At 69.6% G+C, this 20,756-nt stretch carries 18 protein-coding genes; 9 read left to right on the plus strand and 9 right to left on the minus strand.

The window, feature by feature from the left end; all coding sequences use genetic code 11:
* Nucleotides 1–95: 95 nt before the first annotated feature.
* The 6 genes from M3M27_RS02945 to rarD all read left to right on the plus strand — a co-directional run bounded on the left by M3M27_RS02945 (nt 96) and on the right by rarD (nt 6,664).
* Nucleotides 96–311, plus strand: a complete 216-nt coding sequence (locus M3M27_RS02945; protein WP_434027104.1) for a CsbD family protein — start codon at nt 96–98, stop codon at nt 309–311.
* A 122-nt stretch (nt 312–433) separates the two neighbouring features.
* A complete protein-coding gene (locus M3M27_RS02950) occupies nt 434–1,732 on the plus strand; it encodes a tryptophan--tRNA ligase (RefSeq protein WP_434027105.1) in 1,299 nt (432 codons plus the stop codon).
* A 168-nt stretch (nt 1,733–1,900) separates the two neighbouring features.
* Entirely contained in the window at nt 1,901–2,836 is a 936-nt protein-coding gene (locus M3M27_RS02955; RefSeq protein WP_140726012.1) for an MBL fold metallo-hydrolase, read from the plus strand.
* 82 nt (nt 2,837–2,918) lie between these two features.
* Nucleotides 2,919–4,574, plus strand: a complete 1,656-nt coding sequence (locus M3M27_RS02960; protein ID WP_434027106.1) for a M28 family metallopeptidase — start codon at nt 2,919–2,921, stop codon at nt 4,572–4,574.
* 300 nt (nt 4,575–4,874) lie between these two features.
* Nucleotides 4,875–5,765 carry a drug/metabolite exporter YedA gene (yedA, locus tag M3M27_RS02965; protein ID WP_434027107.1) on the plus strand — a complete coding sequence of 297 codons (891 nt, stop codon included), beginning with the start codon at nt 4,875–4,877 and terminating at the stop codon, nt 5,763–5,765.
* Complete coding sequence (rarD, locus tag M3M27_RS02970; protein WP_434027108.1) at nt 5,762–6,664, plus strand: EamA family transporter RarD; 903 nt, start codon at nt 5,762–5,764, stop codon at nt 6,662–6,664. Before yedA ends, rarD begins: the two co-directional genes overlap by 4 nt.
* A gap of 9 nt (nt 6,665–6,673) precedes the next feature.
* Here the strand turns inward: rarD and M3M27_RS02975 are convergent, their stop codons facing one another.
* The 6 genes from M3M27_RS02975 to M3M27_RS03000 all read right to left on the minus strand — a co-directional run bounded on the left by M3M27_RS02975 (nt 6,674) and on the right by M3M27_RS03000 (nt 13,438).
* Nucleotides 6,674–7,792, minus strand: a complete 1,119-nt coding sequence (locus tag M3M27_RS02975) for an alpha/beta hydrolase family protein (RefSeq protein WP_434027109.1) — start codon at nt 7,790–7,792, stop codon at nt 6,674–6,676.
* Between the two features lie 176 nt (nt 7,793–7,968).
* Nucleotides 7,969–8,127 carry a hypothetical protein gene (locus tag M3M27_RS02980; RefSeq protein WP_434027110.1) on the minus strand — a complete coding sequence of 53 codons (159 nt, stop codon included), beginning with the start codon at nt 8,125–8,127 and terminating at the stop codon, nt 7,969–7,971.
* A 320-nt stretch (nt 8,128–8,447) separates the two neighbouring features.
* Entirely contained in the window at nt 8,448–9,758 is a 1,311-nt protein-coding gene (locus tag M3M27_RS02985; RefSeq protein WP_140726028.1) for an ABC transporter permease, read from the minus strand.
* A 13-nt stretch (nt 9,759–9,771) separates the two neighbouring features.
* Entirely contained in the window at nt 9,772–10,929 is a 1,158-nt protein-coding gene (locus tag M3M27_RS02990) for an ABC transporter permease (RefSeq protein ID WP_434027111.1), read from the minus strand.
* A gap of 12 nt (nt 10,930–10,941) precedes the next feature.
* Entirely contained in the window at nt 10,942–11,631 is a 690-nt protein-coding gene (locus tag M3M27_RS02995; RefSeq protein WP_140726035.1) for an ABC transporter ATP-binding protein, read from the minus strand.
* 571 nt (nt 11,632–12,202) lie between these two features.
* Nucleotides 12,203–13,438 carry an efflux RND transporter periplasmic adaptor subunit gene (locus M3M27_RS03000; RefSeq protein WP_434027112.1) on the minus strand — a complete coding sequence of 412 codons (1,236 nt, stop codon included), beginning with the start codon at nt 13,436–13,438 and terminating at the stop codon, nt 12,203–12,205.
* Nucleotides 13,439–13,816: 378 nt separating this feature from the next.
* Here M3M27_RS03000 and M3M27_RS03005 point away from each other — a divergent pair, with 378 nt between their 5' ends.
* The 3 genes from M3M27_RS03005 (at nt 13,817) to M3M27_RS03015 (ending at nt 16,595) form a co-directional block, all read left to right on the plus strand.
* A complete protein-coding gene (locus M3M27_RS03005) occupies nt 13,817–15,010 on the plus strand; it encodes a sensor histidine kinase (RefSeq protein WP_434027113.1) in 1,194 nt (397 codons plus the stop codon).
* A 20-nt stretch (nt 15,011–15,030) separates the two neighbouring features.
* On the plus strand, nt 15,031–15,630 hold the full coding sequence (locus M3M27_RS03010; RefSeq protein WP_140726047.1) for a response regulator transcription factor: 600 nt from the start codon (nt 15,031–15,033) through the stop codon (nt 15,628–15,630).
* Between the two features lie 215 nt (nt 15,631–15,845).
* Nucleotides 15,846–16,595, plus strand: a complete 750-nt coding sequence (locus tag M3M27_RS03015) for a ThuA domain-containing protein (protein WP_434027945.1) — start codon at nt 15,846–15,848, stop codon at nt 16,593–16,595.
* 549 nt (nt 16,596–17,144) lie between these two features.
* Here M3M27_RS03015 and M3M27_RS03020 read toward each other — a convergent pair.
* From M3M27_RS03020 to M3M27_RS03030, 3 genes are all read right to left on the minus strand, one after another.
* Nucleotides 17,145–17,950, minus strand: a protein-coding gene (locus M3M27_RS03020) for an IS5 family transposase (RefSeq protein WP_130531530.1) whose coding sequence is annotated in 2 segments (ribosomal slippage) — nt 17,145–17,620 and nt 17,620–17,950 — 807 coding nt in all. Because the reading frame shifts where the segments join, the coding sequence is not laid out codon by codon here.
* Between the two features lie 598 nt (nt 17,951–18,548).
* A complete protein-coding gene (locus tag M3M27_RS03025) occupies nt 18,549–19,919 on the minus strand; it encodes a leucyl aminopeptidase family protein (RefSeq protein WP_434027114.1) in 1,371 nt (456 codons plus the stop codon).
* A gap of 60 nt (nt 19,920–19,979) precedes the next feature.
* A complete protein-coding gene (locus M3M27_RS03030) occupies nt 19,980–20,711 on the minus strand; it encodes an HAD family hydrolase (RefSeq protein WP_140726053.1) in 732 nt (243 codons plus the stop codon).
* Nucleotides 20,712–20,756: the final 45 nt, after the last annotated feature.

Raw genomic sequence — 20,756 nt, forward strand, 5'->3', positions numbered from 1 at the left:
TCGACGCGCGTTGATGCGATGCCAACGCGCGCGGCCGCACCGTGCCACGGGGCGCGACGATGCGCGCCTCGTTTGCTCACCAACGGGAGTTCGCGATGAACAAAGACATCATTTCCGGCAAGTGGACCCAGCTCAAGGGCAGGATGCAGGCGAAGTGGGGCGGCCTGACCGACGACGATTTCGACGTCGTCGAGGGCAATGCGAAGTACCTCTCGGGCAAGCTCCAGGAACGCTATGGCTGGGACCGCGACCGTGCCGAGCGGGAGGTGCGCGACTTCGAGGCGTCCCTGCGCACGGACTACCGCGAGTGACCGCCCGGCGGGGCCGGAACGGGTGGCCGGCCCCGCCGTAGCGGGCCGGTCGCCCCCGGGGAGCGGCCAGGGCGCGGGCAGCGGGTAAACTTCACCGGTTGAAACCCGCCAGTCCCCACCGCATGACCACCCGCGTCCTTACCGGCATCACCCCTTCCGGCACCCCCCACCTGGGCAACTACGTCGGCGCGATCCGCCCGGCGATCGCCGCCAGCCGGAACGCCGGCACCGAGAGCTTCTACTTCCTGGCCGACCTGCACAGCCTGATCAAGGCGCAGGACCCGGACCGCACCCAGCGCTCGACGCTGGAGATCGCCGCCAGCTGGCTGGCCTGCGGGCTGGACCCGGACAAGGTGTGGTTCTACCGGCAGAGCGACGTGCCGGAGACCACCGAGCTGATGTGGCTGCTGACCTGCGTGGCCGGCAAGGGCATCCTCAACCGCGCGCACGCCTACAAGGCGGCGGTGGACAAGAACACCGCCGAGGGCGAGGACGCCGATGCGGGCGTCACCGCCGGGCTGTTCATGTACCCGGTGCTGATGGCGGCCGACATCCTGATCTTCAACGCGCACCAGGTGCCGGTGGGCCGCGACCAGGTCCAGCACATCGAGATGGCGCGCGACTTCGCGCAGCGCTTCAACCACGTCTACGGCAAGGACTACTTCGTGCTGCCGGAGGCGGCGATCGACGAGAACGTGGCGACCTTGCCGGGCCTGGACGGCCGCAAGATGAGCAAGAGCTACGGCAACACGATCCCGATGTTCGCCCCGCGCGAGGAGCTCAGGAAGCTGGTGTTCTCGATCGTGACCGACTCGCGCGCGCCGGGCGAGCCGAAGGACACCGAGGGCTCCGCGCTGTTCCAGCTCTACCAGGCGTTCGCCACCCCCGAGGAAACCGCCGCGTTCGCGCGCGCCTTCGCCGAGGGCATCGGCTGGGGCGACGCCAAGCAGCAGCTGTTCGAGCGCATCGACCGCGAGATCGCGCCGCTGCGCGAGCGCTACGAGGCATTGATGGCCGACCCGGCCGGGATCGAGGCGATCCTGCGCGCCGGCGGCGCGAAGTTGCGCGAGAAGTACGCCAAGCCGCTGCTGGCGCAGCTGCGCGACGCGGTGGGCCTGCGCGACCTGGCGCGGCAGCCCGGGGCGGCCAGGCGCGATAGCGCGGCCAAGGCGGCGCTGCCGGTGTTCAAGCAGTACCGCGAGAAGGACGGGCGCTTCTACTTCAAGCTGCTCGATGGCGAGGGCGCGCTGCTGCTGCAGAGCGAGGGCTTCGATTCGCCGCGCGATGCCGGCCAGCTGATCGGCGTGCTCAAGCAGGCCGAGCGCGGCGACCAGCTGGAGACCCCGCTGGTCAAGGTCGAGGCCGAGGTCGCGAGGGTGCTGGACGCGTTGCGCGCATTGCGCGAGGCGGCCGAAGGGTAAATATCGCCCTGGTCTTGGCGGGAGCGGCTTCAGCCGCGATTCGGAAGCACCATCGCGGCTGAAGCCGCTCCCGCAAGTCCGCTTGCCTGGCCGCTTGCGACCAAAGCCGCATCGAAGCGGCGCGGCGCCTCTCCTAGAATCGGGCGGTCGCTACACGAGCCCGCCACGATGCCCCGCGATCCGAGCATCCACACCATCGACACCGGCTTCCAGCGCGCGCAGTTCGATGCGGCCTACCTGGTGGTCGAGCAGGGGCGCGGCGCCTTCATCGATTGCGGTACCAGCCTGTCGGTGCCGGCGATGCTGGCGGCGCTGCGGGATGCGGGGTTGGCGCCGGAGGACGTGGACTGGCTGATCCTCACCCACGTGCACCTCGACCACGCCGGCGGGGCGGGCCGGTTGCTGCGGTTGCTGCCGTCGGCGCGCTTGCACGTGCATCCGCGCGGGGCGCCGCACATGATCGACCCGGCGCGCCTGATCGCCGGCGCCACCGAGGTGTACGGCGCGGAGGAAATGGCGCGCAGCTACGGCGAGATCGCGGCGGTGCCGCAGGCGCGGGTGGCGGTGGCCAACGACGGCGATGCGCTGTCGCTGGCGGGGCGCACGCTGCTGTGCGTGGAGACGCCCGGACATGCGCGCCACCACCAGTGCGTATGGGACGAGCGCAGCCGCTGCTGGTTCACCGGCGATGCGTTCGGCATCTCCTACCGCGAACTCGACAACGCCCGCGGCGAGGCGTTCGTGATCCCCACGTCCTCGCCGGTGCAGTTCGATCCGGACGCGATGCGCGGCTCGATCGAGCGGATGATGGCGTACCGGCCCGAGGCGATGTACCTGACCCACTACGGCCGCGTGGAGGGCGTCGAGCGGCTCGCGCAGGCGCTTTACGAGCAGATCGAGGCGATGGTGGCGATCGCGCGGGGATGCGAGGGGCGCGCCGACCGCCATCGCTGCCTGGTGGCGGCATTGGGCGAACTGTACCGGGAGCGCGCGCGCCTGCATGGCTGCCTGCTCGACGAGCAGGGCGTGGAGCGCGTGCTGGCGGCGGACATCGAACTCAACGCGCAAGGATTGGGCTGCTGGCTGGACCGGCCGCGGCGGTGAGCCGCCGCGAGCGGCGGAGCGGCCCGCGCCGTGGATGTAAACTGGGCGGCCACTCCGTCGAAAAGGTCCTGTCGTGAACCCGATGCGCATCCTGCTCCTGTCCGCCTGCCTGTTCGTGGGGGGCATCGCGCAGGCGGCCAACGACGTGCCGGGCGGCGGGATCGATGCCGAGGCGCTGTCGCGGCACGTGCGCGTGCTGGCGTCGGACGAGTACGAAGGGCGCGCCCCGGCCAGCGCCGGCGAGCAGCGCACGGTCGATTACCTGGTCGACCAGTTCAAGCGGGCCGGCTTGCAGCCCGGCGGCGACAAGGGCGGCTGGACGCAGGCGGTGCCGCTGGTGCGGGCGCAGGTCGAAGGCCCGGTCGAGGCGACCTTGAAGGTCGCCGGGCAGAGCCAGGCGCTGGCCAACGGCGAAGACATCACCCTGCAGAGCCTGCGCCCGCTGTCGCGGGTGTCGTTCAAGGATGCGCCGCTGGTGTTCGTCGGCTACGGCATCGCCGCGCCGGAACGGCACTGGGACGACTACAAGGGCGTGGACCTGCGCGGCAAGATCGCGGTGGTGCTGATCAACGACGCGGATTTCGAGGCCGTCCAGCCGGGCGCGTTCGACGGCAAGGCGGTGACCTACTACGGGCGCTGGACCTACAAGTTCGAGGAGGCCGCGCGCCGCGGCGCCGCCGGCGTGCTGATCGTGCACGAGACCGCGCCGGCCGCCTATGGCTGGAACACGGTGCGCAGCTCGGGCCTGTCGCCGGTGTTCGACATCGAGCGCACCGTGGCCGACGCCAAGGCGCAGCACGTGCCGGCGCGCGGCTGGATGCAGCGCGAGCTGGCGGTGTCGCTGTTCAAACGCGCCGGGCTGGACTTCGAGGCCGCCAAGCGCAGCGCGCAGCGCGCCGACTTCAAGCCGGTGCCGCTGGGCGATGCGACGCTGTCGGTGGATTTCCGGGTCAAGCGCGAACGCGTGGTCACCCACAACGTGGTGGCGAAGATCGAAGGCAGCGCGCATCCGGACGAGACGGTGATCTTCTCCGCGCACTGGGACGCCTTCGGCGTGGCCGACGGCGCCGGCGCCGGCGGCGACCGCATCCGCCGCGGCGCGGTCGACAACGCCACCGGCGTGGCCAGCGTGCTGGAACTGGCGCGCGTGTTCGCCGCCGGGCCGCGCCCGCAGCGCACGCTGTACTTCATCGCGCTGACCGCCGAGGAGAAGGGCCTGCTCGGCGCCAGCTACTACGCCGCCCATCCGCTGGCGCCGCTGGACAGGACCGTGGCGGTGCTCAACATGGAGATGTTCAGCCCGGACGGCCCGACCCGCGACATCGCGTCCTGGGGCAAGGGCCGGGTGTCGCTGGAAGGCGACCTGGAGAAGGCGGCGCAGGCGCGCGGGCGCAGCTACTCGCCGGACCCGAACCTGGAAGCCGGCTTCTTCTACCGGGCCGACCATTTCGCGTTCGCGCGGATGGGCGTGCCGTCGATCACGATCGGACCCGGCCTGGACAAGTACGAGGGCGGCGTCGCCGCCGGCAAGGCCTTGCGCGAGAAGTACTTCGCCGACTGCTACCACCAGCCGTGCGACCGCTGGACGCCGCAATGGGACGCCAGCGGCCATGCCGCCGACACCACCCTGGTCTACGACCTCGGCGAGCGGCTGGCCAACAGCCGCGAGTGGCCGAGCTGGCAGGACGGGTCGGAATTCAAGGCGGCGCGCGATGCCAGCGAGGCCGCGCGGCGCTGAAGAGAATGTGTGGGGGGCTTCAGTCCCGGCGGGTTTCCCGTTAGAGCCCGTCGGGACTGGGCTCCCTCCCGCAAGGTGCATTAGTGGGAAGTCCTTCGGCGGGGGCCATCGCGATGCTGGTATTGGCGCCGTTGTTGGGCGGTGTAGTCTGCGTTTTCCGTTGGGGGCAGCTTCTGCGGGAGCGGCTTCAGCCGCGATGAAGCTCTACCGGTAAGGCCTGTCGCGGCTGAAGCCGCTCCCACAGGGTGGGTTCTCCGCTCCAGTAGGCCTGGAATCTTCTTTCTGTCTTGCGATCCTTCTATGTCATCTCCCGTTCCCGCGCCGGCCTCGCGCGCCGCCGTCGTCCTCGCCCTGTTGCTGGTCTACGTGGTTTGGGGCTCCACCTATCTTGCGATCCGCTTCGCGCTGGAAGGCGGCGCATTGCCGCTGACGATGGTGTCCGGCACGCGTTTCATCGTGGCCGGCACGCTGCTGTACGCGGTGCTGCGCTGGCGCGGCGTGCCGGCGCCGACGCGCGCGCAATGGCCGAACGTGGCGATGATGGGCGGCACGTTGCTGCTGCTCGGCAACGGCATGGTGGTGCTGGCCGAGCGCAGCGTGTCCTCCGGGCTGGCGGCGACCGCCGTGGCCTCGGTGCCGTTGTGGATGGCGCTGTTCGGCGCGATGCGCGGCCAGCACTTCAGCCGCGGCGAGTGGATCGGCGTGGTGATCGGCTTCCTCGGCGTGGTCTGGCTCAACGCCGGCAGCAGCCTGACCGCGACGCCCATCGGGCTGGTGCTGCTGTTGATCGCGCCGGTCGGCTGGGCGTTCGGTTCGGTGTGGTCGCGCGGCCGCGACCTGCCTTCGCCGTTCATGACCGCCGCCGGTCAGATGCTGTGCGGCGGCGTGCTGCTGGTGCTGGCCGGCCTGGCGATCGGCGAGCGGCCGCAGGCGCTGCCGACGCCGCACGGGCTGGCCGCGGTGGCGTACCTGTGCGTGTTCGGATCGATCGTCGCGTTCACCGCCTACGTCTGGCTGCTGCACCACGTGCGGCCGGCGCTGGCCGGCAGCTACGCCTACGTCAACCCGGTGATCGCGGTGGCGCTGGGGGCGTGGCTGGCGCACGAGCGGTTCACCGCGCACGACCTCGGCGCGATGGCGGTGATCCTGGCCGGCGTGGCGGTGGTCACCCTGGCGAAGGCGCGCAAATGAGCGCGACCGACGCGCGCGAGGCGCGCCGCGGCCTGGCGATGAGCGCCGGGGCCTTCGTGATCTGGGGCCTGGTGCCGATGTACTGGCACCTGCTCAAGTCGGTGCCGTCGTTCCAGATCATCGCCCACCGCATCATCTGGAGCACGGTGTTCGTGGTGGCCTGGCTGCTGTTCTCCTCGCGCCTGCGCTGGTGGCGGCAGGTCGCCGCGCAGCCGCGCGCGCTGGGCGTCCTGGCGCTGAGCAGCTGCGCGATCGCGTTCAACTGGGGCCTGTACATATGGGCGATCAACGCCGGCCACGTGATCGAGAGCAGCCTGGGCTACTTCATCAACCCGTTGGTCAACGTGGTGCTCGGCGTGCTGGTGCTGAAGGAGCGGCTGCGCGGCGTGCAGTGGCTGGCGGTGGCGTTCGCCGCGGCCGGCGTGGCCTGGATCACGATCGACGCGGGCGCGCCGCCGTGGATCGCGCTGGGCTTGGCCATGTCGTTCGGGCTGTACGGGTTGCTGCGCAAGCGGGTGGCGGTGGATGCCGTGGCCGGCCTGGCGGTGGAGAGCCTATACCTGTTCCTGCCGGCGCTGGCATTCGCGGTCTGGAGCGAGCTGGGCCACGTCGGCGCGTTCCTGCACGGCTGGGGCTGGCGCGACGACCTGCTGCTGGTGCTCGGCGGCCTGGTCACGGCGGTGCCGCTGATCGCCTTCGCCTACGGGGTGCGCCGCGTCGCGTTGTCGCTGGTCGGCATCCTGCAGTACATCGCGCCGAGCCTGCAGTTGCTGCTGGGCGTGTGGTTCTTCCACGAGCCGTTCGACCGGGCGCGGGCGATCGGCTTCGGCGCGATCTGGATCGGCTTGCTGCTGTTCGTCGGCGACAGCCTGTGGCGTGCGCGCCGCGCCGCCCCGTAGGCGGGGGTATCAACTGCGCGGCGGATCCGGCAGGTCCTGCTGCAGGGCCAGGATGTTGGCCTCCCGCGGCATTTCCGGGGCGGGGCAACCCGCGCGGCCCGAACCGTCCCGGGACAGCCAGTCGTCGACCACGCCGCCGAGCAGGTCCAGCCGCAGCGGCAGGCTCAGGTGGTTCTCGCCGCGCATCTCGATGTAGTGCACGCGCTGGCTGGCGCGGGCGAGCCTGCGGCCGTGCGCGACCGGGATGTGCTGGTCGGCGTCGCCGTGCAGCAGCAGCACGCAGGCCTGGGTATCGGCGAGCGCGCGGGTCACGTCGATGCGGTCCAGGTTCAGGCGCAGGCGCTGGTCGGCGGCGGCGATCACCGCGTCGAGGTCCTGGTTGCCGTAGCGCCACCGCGCATAGGTGGCCACGGCCTGCGCCTTCCAGCCGCTGGGCCGGCTGGCCAGCATGTGCGGGACCATGTCGCGGATGCCGCGCCCGGCGTTGGCGAAGGATTCCATGGCGACCACGCCGGCGACCTGCGGGCCGAGCTTGTCGGCGGTGAACAGCGCGGTGGCGGCGCCGTAGGAAATGCCGAACAGGTACAGCGGCCCGGCGACCTCGCCGCGGGCGCGCAGGGCGTCGATGACGTCGATGACGTCGTCGGATTCGCGGGTGCCGTAGCCGGCCGGGCCGCCGCCGGAATGGCCGTGGTTGCGCAGGTCGATGGTGACCACGCGGTAGCCGGCCTGGGCCAGCTGCAGCGACCAGGGCAGCAGCGAGTCGCCGTCCATCATCCAGCCGTGCAGCAGGACCACGGTGCCGCGCGGCGCCAGGGGCCGGAATGGCCGCGGCAGCGTGAAGGAGAAGTCCACGTCCAGCGGCTGGCCGGCGTCGTGGCGCTGGCCGAGGTAGCGGTAGCGCAGGCCGTACTGGCCGGGATCGAAGGCGCGCCAGAAGATCGGCACGCCGTCGCGGGTGACGACGTGGCCGTTGCGGTTGGGGATCGCGGCGATGGTGGCGGCGATCTGCTCTTCGTCGAGCAGCGGCGATACGCCGCCGGGAGCGACCAGGCGGTCGCTGAGCGAGGTGGATGAACAGGCGGCCAGCCACAGGCAGGCGCAGGCCAGGATCAGCAGGCGCATCATGGCGGTGGGGGAATGCGGGTAATGGCCGGGCAGGCTACGCCGTCATGGGGCGGTCATCTACCGCGTTTCGATGACGGTTGGATGACAGGTGGAGTTTGTTCAGGCTGGAGGTCCAAGATCCAGGAGCTTTGCTTTTGCTTTTTTGTTTAGGGCAAAAGCTTTCGTCTTGCGGCGAGTCACTTTTCTTTGCTTGTGCACGCGCGCTGCAGGAGCAGCGCCGCACGGCGACGCCGCCCGAAGGGCGCGGCACAGGGATGTGCCGCGTAAAGAAAAGTAACCAAAAGAAGCGCTTCACGGCAGCCGAAGCGCTTCACAACAGCCGAATGGCTGGTCATGGCTGATCAAGCACACCCCGCCTGCGCGCCCGCAGCTTTGCTGCGGGTCCGCGGAGCCAATGAGATTTTCGGACGCGACTCGTCCGCTATGCGGCCGAGCCCGGGGCATTCGCCGCGCGGCGAATGCCCGCCCGCCGGGGCGAAGCAGTGCTTCGCCCCGGCGAGCCCCTGTGCGCCGCCCTTCGGGTTTTCCCCGCCGGCTCCGCCGCTTGGGAGGGGCCGCGCCGCAGTGATATTCGTAGGCCATGGAGGTTGGCGCACCGCCGCGCGAGGAAGCGTCACCCAGCCCAAAGCAAAATCACGGGCAGCAGCAACAACCGCTATACCTCGCGCAGTGCGGCGGTGATCGGCAGCCTTGCCGCGCGCAGTGCCGGGAACAGGCCGCCCACCAGGCCGATGCCCAGGGACCATTTCAGGCCGGTCCACAGCAATTCGGGGGAGACCTTGAACTGGAATACCACCTGGCTGAAGTTGCTGCCCAGGGTGGAGGCGCTGTAGCCATTGAAGATCGACCAGGCGATCAGGCCGCCGAGCACGCCGCCGAGCAGGGCCAGCAGCATCGTCTCCAGCATCACCGCCATCACCACCGGCAGGCCGCGGAAGCCGATCGCGCGCATCGTGGCGATCTCGCGCGCGCGCGTGGCCACCGCCGCGTACATGGTGTTGAGCGCGCCGAACACCGCGCCGAAGGCCATGATCGTGCCGATGAACTTGCCCAGCACCTCGAGCACGGTGCTCAGGTTGCCGCCCTGCTTGCGGTAGTACTCGCGGGTGGTGAACACGTCCAGCTTCAGGCGCGGGTCGGCCGCCATCGCGGTCTTGAACTGCTGGAAGCCGCCGGTGCCTTCGGTACGCACGCTGATCGACTGGTAGGCGCTGCGGTTGTAGGTCGTGGCCAGGGTCTGCGTGTCGGTCCACAGCTCCGAATCGTGCGCGTCGCCGGTGGCGAACACGCCGACCACGGTCCACGTCTGGTTGCCGAGGGCGATGGTCTTGCCCACGTCCAGGCCGCGGAACTGCGCGCGCGCGCCCTTGCCGACCACGATCTCGCGCAGGCCGGGATTGAACTTGCGGCCTTCCACGATTTTCACCCGGTCGTGCACGGCCCAGGCCTGCTCGCCGACGCCGCGGAACTGCGCGTTGACGTCGGTGCCGTCGGCCTTGGACAGCAGGTTCACCACCTGCGACAGTTCCGGCGAGACCAGCGGCCGGTTGTCCGCGCCGCGCGCCACGCCCGGCAGGCTGGCGATCAGCGGCACCTGGTCGCGCATGATCACCGAGTTGGTCTCGGCCTGCGATCCGCCGCGCAGGACGATCGCGGTGGTGTCGTCGCCGGTGCTCTCCAGCGTGGCCTGGAAGCCCTGGCCCATCGCCAGCATCGCCACCAACACGCCGACCACGCCGGCGATGCCGACCACGATCACCGAGCTGGCACCCCAGCGCTGCGGCAGGCTGGCGATGCCGATGCGCGCCGCCGCCAGCGACAGCCGGCCGCTGCGGGTCAGCAGCAGCCACAGCGCCAGCAGCGCCGCCACCGCCAGCACCGCGTACCAGGGCAGCGCGATCCAGACCGCCAGGCCGACCACCAGCAGCACGACCGAGAGCAGGTTCCACATCCATTGCTTCTTCATGAGCTATCTCCCGTTAGCGTCCGGCCAGCGCGTCGACGATCTTCAACCGCCGCGCCCGCAGGGCCGGCAGCAGGCCGACCACGATGCCGATGACGGCCATCAATCCCAGCCCGACCAGCCAGGTCTGGCCCGGCACGCGATGCACCGGCAGCGCGCCGCCGCTGGCGCCGGCCAGCACCGGGATGGCGGCCGAGGCCAGCAGCATGCCGATCAAACCGCCCAGCACGATCAGCAGCACCGACTCCACCATCACCAGCGACAGCACGGTGCGGTCCTGGAAGCCCAGGGTCTTGAGCGTGGCCAGTTCCGGGATGCGCTCGCGCACCGCCTGCGCCATGGTGTTGCCGGTCAGCAGCAGCAGCGTGAAGAACACCGCGCCCATGATCGAGGTGACGATCAGGCCGATGTCGGCGAACTGCTTGACGAAGGCCTGCTGGAACGCCGACTCGGTCTGGGTCTTGGTCTCGTGGTCGGAGTTGGCCGACAGCGCGTCGATGGCCTGCGCCACGCGCGAGGCGTGGGCGGGGTCGTCCAGCCGCACGGTGTACCAGCTGACCTGGCCCTTGATGTAGTCGTTGCTCTCGTCGAAGTACTTCCAGTTCATCATCAACTGCTGCTCGGACTGCGCGTTGGCGCGGTCCTTGGCGCGGAAGATCGCCTTCAGTTCCAGCGGCCAGTCGTTGCTGCCGCCGCGCGGGAAGATCGTGGCCTGCAGCGGGATGGTGTCGCCGATCTTCCAGCCGTACTTCTTCGCCAGCGCCTCGCCGACGATCGCGCCGGTGCGGGTGTCCTGGAACGCCTTCAGCTGGTCCGGCGGCACCTCGTACTCGGTGTACACGTCGAAGAAGTTGGGCGCGATGGAGAAGTTGGCGAAGAACTCCTTCGGGTCCCGGTAGATGCCGCCGAACCACATCGCGTAGGTCACGTCGCGCACGCCGGGGATGGTGCGGATCTGCGATTCCAGGCGCACCGGCAGCGATTGGGTGATCGACAGGCGCGAGGCGACCACCAGGCGGTTGACGCCCTCCACCGAGCCGCCGGAGGTGAACGCCACGCGCACCGAGTCCAGCAGGCCGAACAGCAGGAACGCGACCACCACCGAGAACAGGGTCAGCAGCGTCCGCGTCTTGCTGCGGAACAGCTGCGCCCAGATGAGCGAGAAATATTTCATGTCGCCTCCCGATCAGTAGGCGACCGGCGCATCGGCCAGTTCGCCCTTGTCCAGGTGCACGGTGTGGGTGGCGTACTCGGCCGCCTTCGGGTCGTGGGTGACCATGATGATGGTCTTGCCGTGCTCGCGGTTGAGCTGCTGCAGCAGCTTGAGGATCTCCTCGGCGTTGTGGCGGTCCAGGTCGCCGGTGGGCTCGTCGCAGATCAGGAAGGTCGGGTCGGAGACGATCGCGCGGGCGATCGCCACGCGCTGCTGCTGGCCGCCGGACAGTTCGTTGGGCTTGTGGTTGCGGCGCTCGGCCAGGCCGACCAGGGTCAGCGCGATCTCGGCGTTGCGCTTGCGCTGGGCGGCGCCGAGCGGGGTGAGCAGCAGCGGCAGTTCGACGTTCTTCTGCGCGGTGAGCATCGGCATCAGGTTGTAGAACTGGAACACGAAGCCGACATGGTGGCTGCGCCAGGTGGCGAGCTGGCTGGCGCTCATGCGGTCGATGCGCTGGTCCTCGATCTCGATCTCGCCGCCGCTGGGGGAGTCCAGGCCGCCGATGAGGTTGAGCAGGGTGGTCTTGCCGGAGCCGGAGGGTCCCATCAGGGCGACGAAGTCGCCGCGCTCGATCTGCAGGTCGATGCCGTGCAGGACCTGGACTTTCTCCGGGCCGCGCTGGTAGGTCTTGGTGACGTTGCGGAGGGTGACGAGGGCGGTCATTGCGGTTTCCTCTGCGGTTCGATGGATGCTGGTGCGAAGAATTTTTGTGCTTCTGGTATGCGGTGCGGCGCTTCGTGTTGTTCGTGTTCGTGTTTCAGCCGTTGCCCCGAAGGCGGGGCTCTGCGAATTTCACGTTGTTCACTTGGCTCATATGCCCCACTCCCTCAGCAAACTCTCTACCGTCATCCCCGCGAAGGCGGGGATCCAGGGACGTTGCTTTTGGCCTTTTGGGCTTTGGCGAGAAAGGCAAAAGCTTTCGCCTTTGGCGAGTTACTTTTCTTTGCTTGTGCAAAGAAAAGTAACCAAAAGAAAGCACACCCCGCCTGCGCGCCCGCAGCTTTGCTGCGGGTCCGCGGAGCCGGTGGGATTTTTCGACGGGGCATCCTGCCCCGGCGAAAAACGACGTGCATCCATGCACGTCGCCCTGCGGGTTTTTCCCGCCGACTCCGCCGCTTCGGAGGGGCCCCCGGGAAAAGCGGACATCAAAAGCAAAAGCAACAGCGCAAGCAAAAGCTACTGCATCGCACCGACCACGGGATGAGAGTCACATGCCGTCACGGCCTCGGCGACCTCAATTGGCCTGGGCCAGCTTCACCTTGTCGCCATCCTTCAGCGCCTCCGGCGGTTCCACCACCACCGTGTCGCCTGCGGCCAGGCCCGACAACACCTGCTTGTCGTTGCCCATGTCGATGCCGGTCTTCACCTCGCGCAGCTCGACCCGGTCCTCGGCGCCGAGCGCGAACACCTGGGTCTTGCCGTCGCGCTGGACCAGCGCGCCGCCGGGCACGCGCACGCCTTGCGGCTTGCTCTGTTCCTGCGGCTGCGCCTTCTCCAGGAAGCTCACCCGCACGCCCATCTCCGGTACGATGCGCGGATCCTTCACCTGCATCGCCACGCGGACCTTCACCGTCGCCTTGCCGCGGTCGGCGGTGGGGATGATCGCGATCACCTCGCCCGGGATGCGCCAGTCCGGGTACGCGTTCAGCACCACCTCCACCGGCATCTTCGGCTGCACCCGGCCGATGTAGGCCTCGCCGACCTCGACCTCCACTTCCAGCGAATCCATGTCCACGATCGTGCCGATGCCGGTGCGGGTGAAGCCGCCGGTCGCCAGCGGCGAGACGATCTCGCCCGGCTGCGCGGCCTTGGCCGTCACCACGCCGGCGAACGGCGCGCGCACCACGGTGTTGTCCACGCCGATGTCGGAGATCGCCAGCTGGTCGCTGGAGACCTTGACGTTGCGCTGCGCGTTCTGCAGCTGCGCGCGCAGCGCATCGCGCTGCGCCACGGCCTGGTCGTACTGCGAGCGCGACACCAGTTGCTGGCCGACCAGCGCCTGCAGCCGCGCCGCTTCGGCCTCGGCCTGCTTGAGCTGGGCCTGCGTGTTGTCGACCAGGCTGCGCGCGGCGGACAGCTGCGAGGCCGACAGGCTGCGCTGCGCATCCGCGTCTATCGGGTCGAGCGTGGCCATGACCTGGCCTTCCTCCACGCGCATGCCTTCCTCGATCATCACCTCGCGCACCTTGCCGGTGATCTTGGCCGACACCGTCGCCATGCGCCGCGCGACCACGTAGCCGCTGGCATCGAGCACCGAGGACGAGGCGCCGCCGGCGCTGATCGCCACCGCCGGGGCCGTGCGCACCTCCACCGGCCGGGCGCGGCCGAACAGCCACGCCGCGGCGGCCAGCAACAGCAGCAGCACCACCACGCCGATCGCGATCCACAGCCAGCGCCGCGAAGGCGGCTCGCTGGGGGCGGCTTTACGGTCGATGCGGAGTTCCTTCAGCAGATCGGCGGATGTGTTCATCGTGGACACAAGGACGTAAAGAGGGACGAAATGTGACCGCAAGGCATGGCGGCCGCAAGCTGCCGGAAGTCACCAGAACGCCGGCCGTCCCCGAAGATGCCGGCCAGCATGCCTCCACGGCGCCGCGGAAGCCAGTGACAGGTGTCATCGAGGATCGCTGACGCCGGCGACTGCCGGGGCCGCGGCCGGGACTCCAGGCTACCCGCATGTTCCGGTCCGGCGTCGTGCTGCACCGCACGCGGCATCGGTGCGGGTGCCGCCCGGCCCGCGGCGGCACCCGCGGGCGCGCGGGGCCGGGACCGGTATCCATCGCGGCGGTATGCTTCGCGCTCGCGCCGCGGGGGTCGCGGCGCCTTCTTGATCCAGGAACGCGGGACCATGCACTTCCTCGAACCCAGCCACGATTCGATCATCGGCCGTCGCATCGACCGCGGCGGCGGCGAGCGCTCGCGCTGGTTCCCGGTGCTGATGCTGGGGTGGTCGGTATGGATCTTCGTCACGCCGCTGTACGAGTCGAAGTATTTCCCGGACTGGCTGTGGCCCACGGTGGCCAGCTACGCGGCGTTCCTGGTGCTGTACTGGATTGCCTACTACCGGAGCCGGCGCTTCGTCCTGGCCTGCGCGCTGGGCATCGCTGCCCTGGCCTACGCCACCACGCCGTTCAATCCAGGGGCGCAGGGATACGTCGTCTACGCCTGCGCGTTCCTGTCGTTCTGCGGCGGCACGCGGGTGGCGATCGCGTGGATGCTGGGGGTCCTGGTCCCCTACGTCGTGGTCTGGCTGCTGATCGGCTGGCCCAATATCTACCTGTTCAGCACGGTGCTGGTCAGCTTCATGGTCGGGCTGCTGAACATCATCATGGTCCAGCGGATGCAGGCCGACAGCGCGTTGCGGCTCAGCCACGAGGAGGTCCGGCGCCTGGCCGCCACCGCCGAGCGCGAGCGCATCGGGCGCGACCTGCACGATCTGCTCGGCCATACCCTGTCGCTGGTCGCGCTGAAGGCCGACCTGGCCGGAAAGTTGGTCGAGCGCGATCCGCAGGCCGCGCGCCGCGAGATCGGCGAGGTCGCGCGGGTGTCGCGCGAGGCGCTGGCGCAGGTGCGGCACGCGGTGACCGGTATCCGCGCGGCCGAACTCGCGGCCGAACTGGCTTCGGCGCACCTGCTGCTGGAGACCGACGGGGTCCTGCTGTCCTACACGTTGCCGGAAATGCCGCTGCCGCCGGAACTGGAAACGGTGTTCGCGCTGGTGGTGCGCGAGGCGGTCACCAACATCCAGCGGCATGCGCGTGCGCAGCGGGTGCGGATCTCGCTGGCCTGCGAGCGCCAGCAGGCGGTGCTGGAGATCTGCGACGACGGCCGCGGCGGCGACATCGTCCAGGGCAACGGATTGCGCGGCATGTGCGAGCGCCTGCAGGCGCTGGGCGGCGAACTGCGGGTCGACGCCCGGCGCGGGCAGGGCACGCGCCTGCAGGCACGACTGCCGCTGCCGCACGCGCCGCAGCCGGTCGCGGCCGGCGGCATGCCGTCCGACAGCGTGCCCGTCGTCCGCGCCGCCGGCCCTGTTTGCTAGCCCGGGAGACCGAAGTGCCGATGCGCGTGTTGCTGGCCGAAGACCAGGCGATGTTGCGCGGCGCGCTGACCGCGCTGCTCAACCTGGAGGACGACATCGAGGTGGTCGGCAATGCCGGTGACGGCGAGAGCGCCTGGCGCGAACTGCAGCGCCTGCAGCCGGACCTGCTGGTCACCGATATCGAGATGCCGGGCCTGACCGGGCTGGAACTGGCGCTGCGCATCCAGCGCCAGCAACTGCCGGTGCGGGTGGTGATCGTCACCACCTTCGCGCGTCCGGGCTTCCTGCGCCGCGCGCTGGACGCGGGCGTGTCCGGCTACCTGCTCAAGGATGCGCCGGCCGAGCAGCTGGCCGAAGCGCTGCGCCGCGTGCATCGCGGCGGCCGCGCGATCGACCCGCAACTGGCGGTGGAAGCCTGGGCCGAGGCCGATCCGCTCAGCGAGCGTGAGCGCAGCGTGCTGCGCCTGGCGGGCGAAGGCCGCTCGGCCAGCGAGATCGCCGAGCGGCTGGGCCTCTCGCACGGCACCGTGCGCAACTACCTGTCCGAGTGCATCGGCAAGCTCGGCGTGGCCAACCGCATCGAGGCGTATCGGCTGGCGCGGCAGAAGGGATGGCTGTAGGCGCGAAAGTCCTGCCGCGGCTGGCGAGCCGGCGCGGCCCCGGCGGGAGCAGGCCGAGGCGAACGAGCCATCGTGCGGCGCGCCCAGGCGCCGTGGGGCGATCGCGGGTATGTCGTCCTGGCAAACGTCTATGAAATTACCGCGGCCCGCGTCGCGGAGGACAGGGCGGCGGCTATCCTCGCCGGAACGTTTCGAGGGGAGCCGACATGAAGTGGATGCGCGCGTTGCTGCTGGGGTCGCTGCTGCTGGCCTGCGGCGGCGCCTGGGCGCAGCAGTTCAAGGTGCTGGTCGCGGCGATACCGAACCAGTACCACCACGACTACATCCCGGTGGCCAAGCCGCGCTTCGAGGCGATGGCGCGGCAGCACTACTTCGAGCTGGTGTGGGCCTGGAACACCGCCGCCTTCGACCAGGACCTGTCGCAGTACGCGGCGATCGTGCTGCTCAACACGCCGGCCACCGACCTCAATCCCGCCCAGCGCGCCAGGTTCCAGCAGTACGTGCGCAACGGCGGCGGCGTCGTCGCGGTGCACAAGGCCTTCGCGATCAAGCGCGGCGAGTGGGACTGGTACGACCGGATGATCGGCCGTTCGTTCCGGACCCACCCCTACATGCAGACCGCGATGGTCGACGTCGTCGACCGCAACTTCCCGGCCACCGCCGGCCTGCCGCAGCGTTGGGTCTGGACCGACGAGTGGTACGAGTACGACCCGCCGTACAGCGACGACCTGGTCACGCTGATGACGGTGGACGAATCCAGCTACGACCCGACCCTGATCTGGCCGGGCCAGGTCGCCAAGGGCATGGGCAAGGACCATCCGGTGGCCTGGTACCACCGCTTCGAGGGCGGTCGCGTGTTTGCCACCGCGCTGGGCCACCTGGCCGAGGCCTACAACGACCCGCGCTACCTCGACCATCTCTACGGCGGCATCTACTGGGCCGCCACCGGGCGCGGCCTGCGCTGAGGACAGGACTTGCCTGGTCTCGGGTGGGGCTCCGAACCCTCCAGCACGCTTGCCTGCAGCGCCCTCATCCGCCCCCGCTTTCGCGGGGGCAGGCTCTCGGGCACCTCGCCCCGCGCGCCGGACGTTCAGACGTGCGCGAGCCAATGGCCCGCAAGCCGCACGTCTTCATCCCGCAAGCGGGGCGCCGCAAGAAACCCATGGCCGCATTGCGGACGCCACGCGCCAGCCAAGACAAGCCATCGTGGAACAGGCTTGCAAATAGTTCGTCTGATGGGGCATGGCGATATTTTTTTCACGGCCGCTTCTTGTTTAAAGCACCCTCATCCGCCCTTCGGGCACCTTCTCCCGCAAGCGGGAGAAGGGAGGTTTCCGAACTTTCCTGGGGGGACATGACGATGGCGCCCCTGCTTTCCCTTCTCCCGCAAATGGGAGATGGGAGGTTTCCGAACTTTCCTGGGGGCATGACGATGGCGCCCCTGCTTTCCCTTCTCCCGCTTGCGGGAGAAGGTGGCGCGCAGCGCCGGATGAGGGGCGCCGTAATAAGAGCGGCTAACAAAACCCGGGAAGATGGCGAAGACAGATGACCGAGCAGGCGAGAGACAGCAGGGCCAGATGGATATCGATCCGGCGTTCGAAACGGATGCGCAGCTTGCCCATGCCCGCGAACCAAGCATGAGTGCGCTCGACTACCCAACGATAGCGTCCCAGCCTATCGTTGCGTTCTATCCCCTTGCGGGCGATACGCGGGGTGATACCTCGCTGGTTGAGGTGATCGCGGCAGCGGTCGATGTCGTAGGCCTTGTCGGCGTGCAGCTTGCCCGGCCAGCGTTGCGGACGCCCCGGCTTGCCAGCGATCGGGGGCAGTGCATCAACCAACTCCTCGAATACCACCGAGTCGTGCCGGTGGGCTCCGGTGACACAGAACGCCAAGGGAATGCCGTTGCAGTCGGTGATCAGGTGCCGCTTGCTACCGAGCTTACCGCGATCGGTCGGGTTCGGCCCGGTGTAGGCGCCCCCCGGGGGGCGGCCACACTGGCCGCGTCCAGGCTGGCTCGACTCAGGTCCAGCTTGTCGGCCCGGCGCAGTTCGGCCAACAGGACCTGATGCAGACGATGCCAGACCCCGGCGGCTTGCCAGTCGCGCAACCGCCGCCAGCAGGTCATGCCGCTGCCGTAGCCCAGTTCCTGGGGCAACTCCTCCCACGGGATGCCGGTGCGCAGGACATAGACGATACCGTTGAGGGCTTGTTGGTCGCTCACGCGCGGTCGCCCTCCCTTGGGCGAGGGCTTCACGGGCGGGATCAAAGGTTCGATGCGCTTCCACAGCGCGGCGGGAATCTCTTTGCGACGTGCCATGCAGGCGATTTTGTCATCACCGCTCAGGTGTACAAGGCGGTTTTGTTAGCCGCTCTAAACCCACGGCCGCATTGCAGATGAACGCGTCGCCGCTTTAAAGCACCCTCATCTGTCCTTCGGGCACCTTCTCCCGCAAATGGGAGATGGGAGGTTTCCGAACTTTCCTGGGGGGACATGACGATGGCGCCCCTGCTTTCCCTTCTCCCGCTTGCGGGAGAAGGTGGCGCGCAGCGCCGGATGAGGGGCGCCGTAATAAACCCACGGCCGCATTGCGGACGAACGCGTCGCCGCTTTAAAGCACCCTCATCTGTCCCTTCGGGCACCTTCTCCCGCAAATGGGAGATGGAAGGTTTCCGAACTTTCCTGAGGGGCATGACGATGGCGCCCCTGCTTTCCCTTCTCCCGCTTGCGGGAGAAGGTGGCGCGCAGCGCCGGATGAGGGGCGCCGCAAGAAACCCTCGGCCGCATTGCGGATGAACGCGTCGCCGCGCGGCAGCCAAGGCAAACCATCATGAAAACAGGCCTGGATGAGCACTTTCCTCGCAAACGGGGGAAAGCGCCGATTCCCGGCCTCCCCGCGCCAGCGGCGCGCACTGCGTTACGTGCCGAACCGCGATTTGAGCATCTCCCACGCCGAACGCAACGCCAGCGCCTCGCCGCCGGCCGGCCGGCCCGGGCGGTCGCTGTCGTTCCAGGCGTACACGTCCAGGTGCGCCCACTTCAGGCCGGTGGCGACGAAACGCTCCAGGTACAGCGCGGCGGTGACCGCGCCGGCCATGCGCGAGCCGGCGTTGGCCATGTCGGCGACGTGGCTGTTGAGGTAGCGCAGGTACGGGCGCCACAGCGGCATGCGCCAGACCGGATCGCGGGTACGCTCGCCGGCGGCCAGCCAGTCGTTGGCCAGCGCGTCGTCGTTGGCGAACAGCGCCGGCAGGTCAGGGCCGAGCGCAATGCGCGCCGCGCCGGTGAGCGTGGCGAAATCGAGGATCAGCGAGGGCTTGGCCTCGCTCGCGTAGGCCAGTGCGTCGCACAGGATCAAGCGGCCCTCGGCGTCGGTGTTGTCGATCTCGACGCTGACGCCGGCGCGGGTGACCACCACCTCGCCGGGGCGGAAGGCGTCCGGCCCGACCGCATTCTCCACCGCCGGCACCAGCAGCGTCAGCCGCACCGGCAGCTTGCGCGCCATCACCAGCCCGGCCAGCGCCAGCGCGTGCGCGGCGCCGCCCATGTCCTTCTTCATGTTGCGCATGCCGTCGGCCGGCTTGAGGTCCAGCCCGCCGGTATCGAAGCACACGCCCTTGCCGACCAGCACGAGGTGCGGGTGCGCCGCATCGCCCCAGTGCAGCTCGATCAGGCGCGGCGCGCGGTGCGAGGCGCGGCCCACCGCATGGATGGTCGGGAAGTTGTTCGCCAGCAGGGCGTCGCCGGCGACCACCCCGATGCGGGCGCCGTGCTCCTCGGCCAGCGCGCGCGCGGCGGCCTCGAGTTGCTCGGGGCCCATGTCCTCGGTCGGCGTGTTGACCCAGTCGCGCACGCGCAGGCAGGCCTCGATCAGCGCGGCGGTCTCCGCATCGGGCGTGGCCGCCAGCAGCGCCGGCGTGCGCACCGGCTTGCGATAGCGGGCGAAACGGTAGCTGCCCAGGCCCCAGCCGAGTTCGAGCGCGCGCCGTGTCGCGTCGTCCAACGCCGTGGCCGGCTGCCAGTGCGTGTCGGCCGGCAGCGCGAACGGGCCATGCGCATAGGCGTAGGCGTCGCCGCGATCGCCCACCGCGAGCAATGCGCCGGCCAGGCCGTGCTCGCCCGGCAGCAGCAGTACCGAGCCGGGGGCGGCGGCGAAGTGCTGCGCCTGCACCCAGGCGGCCACGCCGGCCGGCTGCCGCGCGCACCAGTCCGCCAGGCCTTCGCGGTCGACGACGTGCAGCGGCAGCGCGCGGGAGGTATCGGAGGTGAAGCCTTGCGGTAACGACATGGTGGGTTCCTGTGGGGAGGCGCTCGGCATGGCGCGGCGGTGGATGGGAAGGGCGGGCGCTCAGGCGCAGCGGCGCCCGCCACCGGGCTCGGCGAAGTCCGGATGGGCGTCCAGCCAGTCGGCCAGCCCGGTCAAGGTATCGAAATGCAGGTCGGGGGCGAGCGTGGCGTGTTCCCACGCGCGGTTCTCCCGGTTGATCCAGCAGCTGCGCAATCCGGCGTTGATCGCGCCGAGCACGTCCATCTCGACGTGGTCGCCGACGTGCAGCACCTGCGCGGGCGCGACGCCCAGCCGTTCGCAGGCGGCATGGAAGATGCTCGCCGCCGGCTTGGCGGCGCCGTGCTCGCGCGAGCCGAGCGAGAACGCGAAGTGGTGCATCAGCCCGATGCGTTCCAGGTCGGCGTTGCCGTTGCTGAGCGCCGCCACCGGCACGCGCGCGGCGATGCGCGCCAGCGCGTCGAGCGCATCCGGGTAGCACTCGACCTGGTTGCGGGCGGCGTAGAACACCTCGAAGGCCGGCTCGATCAAGGCGAGGTCGCCGCCGCTCTCCTCGAGCGCCTGGCGGATCGTCAGCCGGCGCAACGCGCTGAGGTCGTGGTGGAGATGCGGGTTCTCGGCGAAGCTGCGTTCGCGCAGCTGGCGCATCGCCTGCACCGGGAAGCGCTGCGCGGTGACCGGGCTATGGATGCTCAGCCAGTCGTGCAGCACCTGGTCGATGCGGGCGCCGATCGGCGCGAAGGGCCACAGCGTGTCGTCGAGGTCGAGGGTGATGGCGCGGATCGGGAAAGTCATCCGGGGATTTTACGGCAGTGGGGCGGGGGAAGCCGGGACCCGGGG

The sequence above is a fragment of the Xanthomonas boreopolis genome (assembly GCF_046529185.1).
Taxonomy (GTDB): Bacteria; Pseudomonadota; Gammaproteobacteria; order Xanthomonadales; family Xanthomonadaceae; genus Pseudomonas_S; species Pseudomonas_S boreopolis.